Source organism: Capnocytophaga sp. oral taxon 380 str. F0488 (assembly GCF_000318255.2).
Lineage (GTDB): Bacteria > Bacteroidota > Bacteroidia > Flavobacteriales > Flavobacteriaceae > Capnocytophaga > Capnocytophaga ochracea.
Window position 1 is genome coordinate 12,853 of record NZ_KB291196.1, and the last position, 11,997, is coordinate 24,849.

The 11,997-nt window shown below is 40.6% G+C and carries 10 protein-coding genes and 1 other RNA gene; 9 read left to right on the forward strand and 2 right to left on the reverse strand.

The window, feature by feature from the left end:
- The first annotated feature begins 251 nt into the window (after positions 1-251).
- The 9 genes from HMPREF9078_RS04890 (at position 252) to rnpB (ending at position 8,507) form a co-directional block, all read left to right on the forward strand.
- Complete coding sequence (locus tag HMPREF9078_RS04890; RefSeq protein WP_009419636.1) at positions 252-1,424, forward strand: AIR synthase related protein; 1,173 nt, start codon at positions 252-254, stop codon at positions 1,422-1,424.
- Positions 1,425-1,482: 58 nt separating this feature from the next.
- Complete coding sequence (locus HMPREF9078_RS04895; protein ID WP_009417470.1) at positions 1,483-2,571, forward strand: hypothetical protein; 1,089 nt, start codon at positions 1,483-1,485, stop codon at positions 2,569-2,571.
- A gap of 111 nt (positions 2,572-2,682) precedes the next feature.
- Complete coding sequence (locus HMPREF9078_RS04900) at positions 2,683-4,038, forward strand: peptidylprolyl isomerase (RefSeq protein ID WP_034542902.1); 1,356 nt, start codon at positions 2,683-2,685, stop codon at positions 4,036-4,038.
- A gap of 81 nt (positions 4,039-4,119) precedes the next feature.
- Positions 4,120-4,725, forward strand: a complete 606-nt coding sequence (locus tag HMPREF9078_RS04905) for a CDP-alcohol phosphatidyltransferase family protein (protein WP_009419639.1) — start codon at positions 4,120-4,122, stop codon at positions 4,723-4,725.
- Entirely contained in the window at positions 4,712-5,500 is a 789-nt protein-coding gene (locus tag HMPREF9078_RS04910) for a phosphatidate cytidylyltransferase (protein ID WP_009419640.1), read from the forward strand. The genes HMPREF9078_RS04905 and HMPREF9078_RS04910 overlap by 14 nt, the downstream gene beginning before the upstream one ends.
- The gene (locus HMPREF9078_RS04915) at positions 5,476-6,528 is read left to right on the forward strand and encodes a patatin-like phospholipase family protein (protein ID WP_232305305.1); all 1,053 of its coding nucleotides are present in this window, start codon (positions 5,476-5,478) and stop codon (positions 6,526-6,528) included. Before HMPREF9078_RS04910 ends, HMPREF9078_RS04915 begins: the two co-directional genes overlap by 25 nt.
- On the forward strand, positions 6,525-7,265 hold the full coding sequence (locus tag HMPREF9078_RS04920) for an SDR family oxidoreductase (protein ID WP_009419642.1): 741 nt from the start codon (positions 6,525-6,527) through the stop codon (positions 7,263-7,265). Before HMPREF9078_RS04915 ends, HMPREF9078_RS04920 begins: the two co-directional genes overlap by 4 nt.
- Before the next feature lie 82 nt (positions 7,266-7,347).
- Positions 7,348-8,190, forward strand: coding sequence for a transketolase (locus tag HMPREF9078_RS04925; RefSeq protein WP_009419643.1), 843 nt, complete (start codon positions 7,348-7,350; stop codon positions 8,188-8,190).
- Positions 8,191-8,201: 11 nt separating this feature from the next.
- An RNA gene (gene rnpB / locus HMPREF9078_RS11300) (RNase P RNA component class A) lies at positions 8,202-8,507 on the forward strand.
- Positions 8,508-8,582: 75 nt separating this feature from the next.
- Here the strand turns inward: rnpB and HMPREF9078_RS04930 are convergent.
- Together HMPREF9078_RS04930 and HMPREF9078_RS04935 are read right to left on the reverse strand one after the other, a co-directional pair.
- Positions 8,583-10,826 carry a nitric-oxide reductase large subunit gene (locus HMPREF9078_RS04930; protein ID WP_009419644.1) on the reverse strand — a complete coding sequence of 748 codons (2,244 nt, stop codon included), beginning with the start codon at positions 10,824-10,826 and terminating at the stop codon, positions 8,583-8,585.
- A gap of 202 nt (positions 10,827-11,028) precedes the next feature.
- Positions 11,029-11,814, reverse strand: a complete 786-nt coding sequence (locus HMPREF9078_RS04935) for an HAD family hydrolase (RefSeq protein ID WP_009419645.1) — start codon at positions 11,812-11,814, stop codon at positions 11,029-11,031.
- Positions 11,815-11,997: the final 183 nt, after the last annotated feature.

Consider the following 11,997-nt stretch of genomic DNA (forward strand, 5'->3'; position numbering starts at 1 on the left):
AGCCACTGTAGAGCCACTGTAGAGCCACTATAGAGCCACTGTAGAGCCACTCATTGTTTAATTATCCTATAAGCTTTGTATAATCCTCTCCCAATTTCACCATTAACCATTAATCACTAACCATTAACTACAAGCCTTCTTTCACCTATTGTTCGTTCATTCTTTACCTACCCTTGTGGCTCGCCCCACGCTGTACCAAATTTGCTAATTGATAAATTATTCTTACCTTTGCCTCTCAAAAATAAACTATAATGGAAGTAAGCAAACGTTATGCACAACGCGGAGTTTCGGCAGCCAAAGACGAAGTGCATAAAGCTATCAAAAATATTAATAAAGGATTATTCCCCAAAGCCTTTTGTAAAATAGTCCCCGATTACCTTACGGGCGACGACAACTATTGTCTTATAATGCACGCCGATGGCGCCGGTACCAAGTCGGCTTTGGCATATATGTATTGGAAAGAAACCGGTGACTTAAGCGTGTGGAAAGGCATTGCACAAGATGCCCTCATAATGAACATAGACGATTTATTGTGCGTGGGAGCAGTCGATAATATTATGCTTTCGTCCACCATTGGGCGCAATAAAAACCTCATTCCTGCGGAAGTCATTTCAGCTATTATCAACGGAACAGAAGAGCTGATTGCAGAACTTTCTGCTTTTGGAGTGCATATCCATTCTACAGGGGGAGAAACTGCCGATGTAGGTGATTTAGTGCGCACTATCATTGTCGATTCTACCGTTACAGCGCGCATAGAACGCCGTAAAGTGATTGATAACGCAAATATCAAAGCGGGCAATGTGATTGTAGGACTCGCCTCCTACGGTCAAGCTACCTACGAAAACCAATACAATGGCGGTATGGGTAGCAACGGACTCACCTCAGCGCGTCACGATGTGTTTGCAAAAGTATTAGCACACAAATATCCCGAAAGTTTTGATGCCGCTGTCCCCAATGAGCTCGTATATGCTGGCACGAAACAACTTACCGACAAGGTAATTGGCAGTCCGTTAAACGCTGGCAAACTCGTTCTCTCTCCTACTCGTACCTATGCACCCATCATCAAGAAGATATTAGAAAAGTACAACAATACCCAAATATGTGGAATGGTGCATTGCAGTGGAGGCGCACAAACTAAAATATTGCACTTTGTAGATAACTTGCATATTATCAAAGACAACCTTTTCCCTACCCCTCCCCTTTTCAAACTCATTCAAGAAGAATCCAACACCGATTGGAAAGAGATGTACCAAGTGTTCAACTGTGGGCATCGTATGGAGCTCTATGTAGAGGAAGCCATTGCAGAAGATATTATCACTATTGCAAAATCATTTAATGTAGAAGCGCAAATCATAGGTAGGGTAGCCTCATCAAATAATAAATGTCTCACTATAAAAAGCGAATACGGTACTTTTGAATACTAAATTAAACATACGAACTGATGTACGATGGGCATTTACCTATTTCGTTATAGTAGTGTGCTTGGGTATCTTTATGCGCTCGGTACAAGTAGTGGACTATCCTTTCGATTTCAATTATCGAAATATCGTGCATACTCATTCGCATTTAGCACTTTTAGGGTTTGTATACGTACTGCTCTCGGCTATTTTAGTGCGAACTTTCATTCCTCTTAACGCTCAACTTCACAAACGTTACCGATGGCTGTTCTACATCACTCAGTTATCAGTATTAGGTATGTTATGTAGCTTTCCTTTTCAAGGATATGGGGCTGTTTCTATCAGTTTTTCATCAGTGTTTATCTTCTGTACCTATTTTTTTGCGAAGTTTTTTATGAAGTATGCCACTTCCCCTTTTGTAAAAATGGGAATTTGGTATCTTATCCTATCGAGTTTAGGAATATGGCTAATGCCCGTAACCATAGTGAAATATGGCAAGTTCTCTGATATGTATATGTGTGCCATTGCCTTCTTTTTGCACTTTCAATACAATGGTTTTATGCTCAGTAGCCTAATGGGACTCTTTATAAAGAAATACGGTTGGGACGTTCAATATCCTCAGCTCATCAAGCGCGTATTTATTCTGTTTCAAGCGGGAATTATAGGTTCGCTTTTCATCTCTTGGGTAGGCTATTTTAGCTATCCTATTTACTATATCGTAGGAGGAGCTTCGGTGCTTATTTGGCTTATTGCGGTAGTGATGATATTGCGTTTATACCTAAAAACACAACCTAAGAGTTTTTTAGCTACTGTATTTATCAGTTTCTTTATCGCCAAAGTAGTAATGATGTTCACAGGTGCTTTCCCTGTTCTTACGCCTTATTTGTTTAAAAACATCGACCTGTTGATAAGTTACTTACACTTTAACTTTCTAGGGATTGTAACCATAGGTCTATTGCTGTTTTTAGAAGAAGTATACAAAGTAAACCGATGGCTCGTTTATCTGTTTCTTTTTGCTTTTATCACCACCGAGGTACTCATCACTTACAAAGGTTTTTCAGTAATTGTAAACTATCCTATTTTCAGTAATTTTTATGAATGGTTATGGGCATTCACTGCTCTTTTTTACTTTCCCGCAATAGGGTGGTTCATCGGTAGTTTCAAAATAAAATAAAGTAGAAAGTTTCGTTTTTCCAATATAAATACTACTTTTGCAAATTGGTTAGTGCAATTAGGCACATCTTTTGATATAATAACAGAACGTTTAAAGTTAATAACGAAGTTTATGAATAAAACAAAAATTTGGTCAGTACTTGTAATACTGTTGTTCACGACTCCTTTTTTTGCCCAAAACAATGAGCGTAGAAAGGTAGATGGTGTAGCAGCGGTAGTAGGTGATTATTTGATTTTAGAATCAGATATCGACAAGGCGTATATTGATTTGCAACAGCAAGAGGTAGACACTCGTGAAATCAACCGTTGCCAGATGCTCGGCAAACTGATGGAGGACAAACTCTACGCTCACCAAGCTGTGCAAGACAGTGTGAAGCTTACCGATAGCGAAGTACGTGACCAAGTGAACCAACGTATTGAGTTTTTGACCGCTCAGTTAGGTGGCGACATTAAGAAACTTTTAGAGTTCTATAAAAAAGACGACGAACAATCTATGCGCGACGAGCTTTTCAACCTCCTAAAAGTGAGTATGCTCGCTCAGCGTATGAAACAACAAATTATAAAAGATATAGAAGTAACTCCTGAGGAAGTACGTACCTTCTTCAACGCTATTCCAGCCGATGAACGTCCGCACTTTGGTACTGAATTAGAAATCGCTCAAATTGTAGTCAATCCTGTAGCTCCCAAGAGTTCGGTACAAAAAGTAATAAACCAACTCAACGATATTAAAAAAGATGTAGAGGAAAACGGTATGAGTTTTTCTACCAAAGCCATTCTCTACTCCCAAGACCGCGCTACTGGCGGACAAGTACTCACCTTCAACCGTAACTCTGCTTTTGATAAAGCTTTTAAAGACGTAGCCTTCACTCTGCGGGAAGGAGAAATATCTAAGCCCTTTGAGTCTAGCTTCGGTTGGCATATTATCCAAATGGACAAGATTCGCGGTAAGGAAGTAAGTGTACGACACATCTTGTTAATGCCTGACATTCCTGAAGAAGCTCTCAACGAGGCTAAAGAGAAGATAGCCAAAATACGCGACCGTATTGTAAACAAAGAGCTTACTTTCGACGAGGCTGCACGTAATTTCTCCGATGAAAAAGAAACCCGCAACGATGGCGGTCAGCTTATCAACCCCGAAGACCTTTCTACTCGTTTTGAGCTTACCCGTATAGAGCCTACACTTTACGCTCGCATTTCAGACCTTAAAGACAATGAGGTATCAGTACCTTTCCTCGACGAAGATAGAACTGGTAAAAAAACTTATAAGATTTACCAAATCACCAACCGTATTGAGGAACACCAAGCCGACTTTGTAAAGGATTACGTAAAGATACAAGATTTAGCTCTGAAAGAAAAACAACTGAAAGCCATCAGTAAGTGGATGAAAGAACATATCGAGAAAACTTACATTTCAGTAAACGGAGAATACAAGAACTGTAAGTTTGAAAACAATTGGCTTAAGAAATAATTAGTAAATAGTGAAAAGCAAGTTTTGTTTTTCACTATTTTTTATTACTTTTGCCTCATCAATGTTTATATAGTTCAGTATATGATTTCGGTTTACAAACTAAAACCTAAATTTCAGCAGTTGCTACACCCTATCTTGCTGTTCTTGCATCGTAAGAAAGTAACTGCAAACCAAATAACGATAGTTGCTATTTTGTTTTCTTTAATAATTGGAGTGCTCTTTTGGCAAGCCTCTGAATGTCGTTACTTCTTCTTAGCCTTACCTATAGGTTTACTCTTGCGTATGATTCTCAATGCACTCGACGGAATGATGGCTCGCGAGTTCCAGCAAACCACTTCTTTAGGTGAAATCCTCAACGAATTAGGTGATGTGGTTTCTGATGTGTTCATCTTCTTCCCTTTGCTGAAATATCAGCCCGAAAGCCTTTATTTAGTAGTTATTTTTATTGTGCTCAGCGTTCTCAATGAATTTGCCGGCGTAATGGGCAAAGTGTTAGGCGGTGAAAGACGCTATGAAGGACCTATGGGTAAAAGCGACCGTGCGTTACTAATAGGCATTTACGGACTTTTAGCTTTTTGGGGCGTTTCTATCACTTCCTACTCAGCAATTGTCTTCGGAATTATAATTGCTTTACTGTCCCTCAGCACCTTTATTCGTCTCAAAAAAGGACTTTATGCCCAACACTAATAGCCATAGTAAGTTTGCCGATGTACCTCTTCGTATTAGGAGTTGGGTATTTATTATTGCTATCTTCGCAGGAGCTGTATATAATAAACTTACGATGCGTATTTTTATATGTTGGGTGAGTTTTCAATGTTTAAAAGAGTTAGGACGGCTCTTTTCTTTCAATACCCGTTATTTACCTATTGTTATTGCTATACTACAAGGCGTTTTACTTTTCTGTTTTCCTCATTATCAAATTTATTTATTAGGGGCTATAGTTCTGCTCATTATTTCAGTTTTAGGAACTTTCTTTGTAGCCAAAAACGAAGCATCTTATATATCCCTCTCTTTGGGTATCGTTCTATTTGCTTATCCACATTTGTTTTTTTTGTTTTCAGTACCTAACGGCTTGCTATGGCTTATCTTTTTGGTTGTTTCCACCGAACTGAACGACGTGTTTCAATACTTATCAGGTAAATGCTTTGGCAAGCAAAAGATACTGCCCGAGGTGAGTCCAAATAAAACTATAGCAGGTTGCGTAGGAGGAATTTTACTCACACCTTTAGTAAGCGTGTGTTTGGCGTATGTGCTCGGTTTGCAAGCGTCCCTTCACACGTGGTTGCTCTTAGGAGTAACTATTAGCTTTTTCGGTTTTTGGGGTGATGTATGTATTTCCTTTCTCAAACGCAAAGCAGGCGTAAAGGATACTGGCAACCTTATTCCTGGTCACGGCGGACTTTTAGACCGTATGGATAGCCTTTTGTTTAACAGTATATGGTTCTTTCTATGGGTACAGTGAAAACATTCCATCGCTCCTTAGTCTTCTCAGGAGGAGGTACACGTTTTGCCCTTTATGGCGGTATGTACAATGCTTTAGATGATTTAGGCAAAACTCCTTCGCTACTGATAGCCTCTTGTGGAGGTGCTTTTGCAACTCTAATCATCAACGCTTTTCCTACACATACTGCTCGCAAAGCCTACCTGCAATCCGAAGAATTTTATAACTTCATCAAGAGTCTTTCTCTCACCCCTTATAGTCAATTATACCGTATAGGCTTTTTAGCTCTTAAAAAACAATACGACAAGAGGCAAGCTCCTTATATTGAAGATGTGTATCATCGCTATTTGGTAACAATGGCACAAGACCTTTCTAATCTATTACCGAGTCTCGCCAAAGTGCGCTTCTCCTCTACCCTACCTACTATTATTGTCGGTTCTAAAATGTTATTCACTCCTGATGAATGTGGCAAACGGAGAGGGGCTCGTAAGCTTTACCAAAAAGTACTCTTTACCGATACAGAAACTGCAAGACATATAAATCTGCAAGCCATTCAAATCTCTTCTGATAACTATTTACAATCGGCAGTTGCTAAAGATATTCTCCTTAAAACAGAGATACCAATGCTCACTGCTGCCCGCATTTCAGTTTCTGATATGTTCTACGTAGCTCCCGTGAATATAGCAGATGATATGTTTGCAGGAGGCGCAATAGATTTACTACCTATAGAATTAGCAAATACTCTTTCGCAAGAAGTGATAAGAGAGGAAAAACAGCCTTATAGTTCTACTGAAGAAGCGTTAGTGCGTGCAGTTTTAGGTTTTAGTGGCAACGAGCGTTTAGACGAAGTAGCACAATATCCCGCTCGGCTCATCAATACCCGCGATACTACTATGGTCTTAAAAGGATTTTACTCAGAGAAGTATATCAACTGGAAACGATGTGCGGTAGGTATTCACTTTCCAAAAAACTACGCTCACTATCGTGAACAAATAGAAAGACAATGGGACTACGGTTATCAAACTACAATAAACGCTTTTAAACAATGAATGTATTTATCATAGGAGGCACCTCAGGCATAGGGTTAGCATTGGCGAGCTATTATCACCTACAAGGCAATCGCGTAGGTGTATGTGGAAGAGATTTGCAAAAGCTCGCTGATGAATCGCGTTTTGAGAAGTACCAAGCCGATGTAACCAATATAGTGCAATTACAAAACGTTATACAGCAATTCGTAGGTAAAAGGACTTTGTCGTTGCTCATCAATTGTGCAGGTAGTTATGCTGAAGATGTAGCAGATGATATTAGCTATGAAGAGGCTGTGGCAATGCTTCAAACCAATATTATGGGAGCCGTGAACTGCTTAGAGGTTGGACGAAAAGCAATGTGCCACACAGGCGGACAAATAGTCTTACTCGCTTCTATTTCAGGTATTTTAGACTACCCCGAGTCAAGCCTATACACCAAGACCAAGCGTAGTGTGATACAAATAGCCGATGCTTATCGCCGTGCTTTGCGTCCATATGGAATCGCAATTACTACCATTGCTCCAGGCTATGTAAATACCCAAAAACTACGCGACCTCAACCACAACGACCTCTCTAAGAAACCTTTTCTTGTAACCGAAGCCCAAGCCGTGAGCGAAATCACGCAAGCTATTACTGAAAAGAAAGCGTTGCTTTTATTCCCAAAACGGATGAAATGGTTAATGCGCTTCCTCTCATATATGCCCTCTTTCCTACTTTCAAAGATAATGTATAAGAAAGCTCATTATATGAAGAAATAAAATTTATTATCCTTCCGTTGTTGCTTTTGTCTTTAAAAATTGTACCTTTGCGGTATTAAAAACGTAAAACAGAAGAAATATAATGAATATCCAACAACTTACCGACCTTACTACGCAGGTGCGTAGAGATATCCTCAGAATGGTTCACAATGTAAATTCAGGTCACCCAGGGGGCTCTTTGGGTTGCGCTGAATTTCTTGTATGCCTCTACAACGAGGTAATGGACATCAAACTACCTTTCTCTATGGAAGGTAAAAACGAGGACTTGTTCTTCCTCTCTAACGGACATATATCGCCAGTGTTTTACAGTGTATTAGCACGACGTGGGTTCTTTCCAGTAAGTGAACTGAACACTTTTCGCTTGCTCAATTCTCGCTTACAAGGTCACCCCACCCCTCACGAAGGGTTAGAAGGTGTACGCGTGGCTTCGGGTTCATTGGGACAAGGGCTTTCAGTAGCGATTGGAGTAGCTTTGGCTAAAAAACTCAACGGCGATAACCACTTGGTGTATACCCTCCACGGCGATGGTGAACTGCAAGAAGGGCAAATATGGGAAGCGGCAATGTACGCCGGGGGTAAAGGAGTGGACAACCTCATCGCTACTGTAGATTACAACCACAAACAGATTGATGGACCTACCGATAAAGTAATGCCTTTGGGCAACCTTCGCGCCAAATGGGAAGCCTTTGGTTGGCAAGTAATCGATATTGAAAAGGGTAACGATATCGCTTCTATCTTAAAAGGATTGGCAGATGCAAAAGCTTTAACCGGCAAAGGCAAACCTGTATGTATCTTACTCCATACCGAAATGGGTAATGGGGTAGACTTTATGATGGGCACTCACGCTTGGCATGGCAAAGCTCCTAACGACGAGCAATTAGCCAAAGGCTTAGCACAGAATCCTGAAACTTTAGGAGACTACTAATAAAGATTAAAAGAGCAAATCAGCTTATCGCTACGAAAGTAGAGGAAAGTCTGGACACCACAGAGCATCATAGCGGGTAACACCCGTCCGCCGTGAGGCGAGGACAAGTGCAACAGAAAGAATGTATGGGTAATGCCATAGTGAAATCAGGTAAACTCTATGAGGTGCAACGTCGCGTAAACCAGCGTTTGAGGGTTGCTCGCCCGATGTTGGAGGGTAGGCGGTTAGAGCTAATGAGCAATCATTAACCGAGATAAATGATAAGCACCTGCTCAGCAAGGGTAGGTACAGAATCCGGCTTATGATTTGCTCTTTTTTATATCCAAAAAAAAGCCAAAGGGCTGTCCTCCTTTGAGGACAGCCCTTTGGCTTTTTCAGGTTTATTTTGTAAATTATCGCTTGTCTCTTAATGACCAACCGGTTTTAAGTCCAATGATGAAGTATACCAATAGCAATTCACCTATTGCTAAGAGTATATCACCTGGAATGCGTAACCAACGTATGGTTTGCATCAAATCAGTGTGCATAAACTCCTCAGAACGCGCTGACCAATAGCCGTTTTGAATAGCTTCTACTGCTTGCATAATACCTATAGGAAGTAAGCTTCCTACCAACATCACAAGCAACCCTATATTTATCAACCAGAATGCCCAACCAAGAATTTTGTTATTCCAGTGGCGATCGGGGTATAGACCGCGAAGTACAAACAAGATGAGACCTATACCAAGGATACCATATACCCCAAAGAGGGCGGCGTGTCCGTGAACTGCCGTAGTGTTCAATCCTTGAATGTAGTACAAGGCAATAGGCGGGTTAATGGCAAAACCAAAGATACCTGCCCCAAGGAAGTTCCAGAAACACATCGCAATAAAGCAATAGATAGGCCATTTGTAGGCTTTTATCCACTCAGTAGATTTAGAAATCTTGTAGTTGTGATAAGCCTCATATCCTATGAGTACCAAAGGCACAATCTCCAAAGCACTAAAAGTAGCTCCTAAGGCTAATACACCCGTAGGGGTAGCACTAAAATACAAGTGGTGGAATGTACCCAATATACCCCCTGCTAAGAATACAATAGTAGAGAACAATACTGAGGCACTCGCCACTTTCAAGCGTAACAAGCCCATACGTGAGAACAAGAAAGCAGCCACTACGGTAGCAAATACTTCAAAGAAGCCTTCTACCCAAAGGTGAACTACCCACCAACGCCAATATTCGGCAATAGCCATATGTGTTTGGCGACCGTACATCAAGCCTGCTCCATAGAAAGCCGCAATAGCAATAGAGGCTAACACAAAAAGCAATAGCAAATGGCGGTTTTCGTCTTTTTTACGCAAAGCAGGCAATAAAGCTCTTACCATCAAGAACAACCACAAGAATAAGCCTACAAGCAATAGTATTTGCCAAAAACGACCCAATTCTAGATATTCATAACCTTGATGTCCAAAATAGAAGTTTTCTACTAAGCCCAATTTTTGCATCACGCCAAACCATTGTCCTGCCAAAGAACCTAACACTACTATCAGTAGGGCGATAAAGAGTATATTTACCCCCAATTTTTGATATTTAGGCTCGTGCCCTGATACCGCAGGAGCTATGTAAAGCCCTGTAGCCAGCCAAGAGGTTGCTATCCAGAAAATAGCCAACTGTACGTGCCAGCTACGCGAAATAGCCTGTGGAAATATCATATCAAGCGGAATACCAAAGAAACCTCCCCCTTCTACACCATAGTGCGCTGTAATCACCCCTGCCACCATCTGTACCAAGATAAGTAACGATACTATCCAAATGTATTTAAGGGTAGCTTTCATTGAAGGTGTAGGTTTCATACCGCGCATTGGGTCTTCCGCAGGAAGATGTTCATTTTCTTCTTCCTCTTTGTTGCTTGCGTGATAATACACCAAGAGTCCCACCCCAAAAAGCAACATCAGTACACTAAATCCTGACCACATTTGTAGTGAAGTCGAAGGGTGATTGCCTATCACAGGGTCGTAAGGCCAGTTATTGGTATAGGTTACATCGCTATTAGGACGATTAGTGCTACATACCCAAGAAGTCCACGTAAAGAATGCATTCATCTGTTGCATACGCACAGGGTCTTTGATAGCATTCTTCGGAATCGCATAATGAGTGCGCGTTTCACTTAGCGAAGGGTCGTCCATAAAGAGTTTGGTGTAATACGTAGCCAACTCTTTAGCCACCTGAGCACGCTCTGGCGAGAAGGTAATCACACCTGTTTCTTGGTTAAAGGTGTTCGTACGCAACTCTTTGCGCAACTGCACTTGGTACTTCGCTTGCTCATCTTCAGGCAGGTCTTTGTACACCTTACCGTCTTTCTGAGCAAAAAGCTCTAATAGCAATACCGATTCGCGGTGTAGATAATCAGCATTCCAGTCGGGTGCTATATAAGCACCGTGTCCCCAGATACTACCTACGGTTTGACCGCCCATCGATTGCCAAACATTCTGACCATCTTTAATGTCTTGCCCTTCATAGAGCACTTCCCCATTGGTCGTTACAATCTTTTCGGGGAAAGGAGGTGCTGTACGGTATATTTCTACACCGAAGAGAATCAGCACAAGGAATGAAGCAGCCACTGTTGCCCCAAGCCAAATCCATAATTTCTTAGCTGTCATAAATAAAATATATTAGTGTTTTTGTAATTTCTGGGTGCAAAGATATAAAAGATAATTGTATCTTATATGCCTTTTGTATTATTTTTTTACCTTCAATTTTAAAGTTTTCTCCTAAAAAAGAATATTACCTACTGAAAATCAACAGGTAACCTTTCTTATTTTTTTATGAGTTTTGTACTCCTTCTTTTCTGCTATTCTTCTTTTAATTTATCAAATGCTGAATAGTTTTCACTACCCCCGCCTCGTTATTATCGTATTCAGTCACGTAATTAGCAATAGCTTTCAAAGCCTCTTGGGCATTCTTCATCGCGTAACTCATCTCAGCGGTTTGTATCATTTCCACATCGTTCATATGGTCTCCAAAAACCACTGTTTCCGATGGCAAGACCCCTAATTTCTCTTGCAGACGTCTTACCGCTACCCCTTTATTCACATCACTTCGGGTAATATCAAGCCATATCTCACCTGAGACCACCACATTAAAATCATTCTCATACTTTTTCAAAAGAGGATAGCTATTAATCCTTGAAATTCCTTCATCACAAATAGTTATTTTAAAGATGTCATCATTCACTTCCGAAAAGTTCTTCACCTTTGTATGAGCGGGATAATGTCTGGCTATTTCATCAAAAATAGTAACACTATCCGTCTTAATGTAGGCATTCTCTCTCCCACAAAGCGCTACCCCTATTTGCCCAATCTGTTCACAAGTTTCCAATATAGGGCGAATACCATTAGGGTTCAAAGGGTTTTCAAAAAGCGTCTCCCCTTTGTATATTAGCGAAGCTCCGTTATCAGGAGCAAAAGCTATCTCGTCTTTAATAGGTGCAAAAAGCTCGTGCAAACTCTGTATCTGTCGTCCACTCGCCACGCAAAAATTAATTCCACGGGCTCGTATCTCCTTAAAAACTTCCCAAAAACTCTCAGGTACTTCCTTCTGATTATTCACCAAAGTACCATCAATATCCGTTACAATAAGTTTTATCATACATTCTAATTTTCGGCAAATATACAAAATTATTCACACATATCGTTCAAATATGGTTTTCATATATCTCAACCATCTCCTCACTTCCGTTTCACTTCGTTTTGTTTCCCTCAAAATCACCTCTTTTTCTCATCTTTTAACCACTCACTTTCAAATACTTATACACCCCTTCTATACCAATCG

Bases quoted from the DNA above. Each gene is read 5' to 3' on its own strand.
- HMPREF9078_RS04890 (WP_009419636.1), top strand. From the start codon at position 252: ATGGAAGTAAGCAAACGTTATGCACAACGCGGAGTTTCGGCAGCCAAA.
- HMPREF9078_RS04900 (WP_034542902.1), top strand. From the start codon at position 2,683: ATGAATAAAACAAAAATTTGGTCAGTACTTGTAATACTGTTGTTCACG.
- HMPREF9078_RS04905 (WP_009419639.1), top strand. From the start codon at position 4,120: ATGATTTCGGTTTACAAACTAAAACCTAAATTTCAGCAGTTGCTACAC.
- HMPREF9078_RS04910 (WP_009419640.1), top strand. From the start codon at position 4,712: ATGCCCAACACTAATAGCCATAGTAAGTTTGCCGATGTACCTCTTCGT.
- HMPREF9078_RS04915 (WP_232305305.1), top strand. From the start codon at position 5,476: ATGGTTCTTTCTATGGGTACAGTGAAAACATTCCATCGCTCCTTAGTC.
- HMPREF9078_RS04920 (WP_009419642.1), top strand. From the start codon at position 6,525: ATGAATGTATTTATCATAGGAGGCACCTCAGGCATAGGGTTAGCATTG.
- HMPREF9078_RS04925 (WP_009419643.1), top strand. From the start codon at position 7,348: ATGAATATCCAACAACTTACCGACCTTACTACGCAGGTGCGTAGAGAT.
- HMPREF9078_RS04930 (WP_009419644.1), bottom strand. From the start codon at position 10,826: ATGACAGCTAAGAAATTATGGATTTGGCTTGGGGCAACAGTGGCTGCT.
- HMPREF9078_RS04935 (WP_009419645.1), bottom strand. From the start codon at position 11,814: ATGATAAAACTTATTGTAACGGATATTGATGGTACTTTGGTGAATAAT.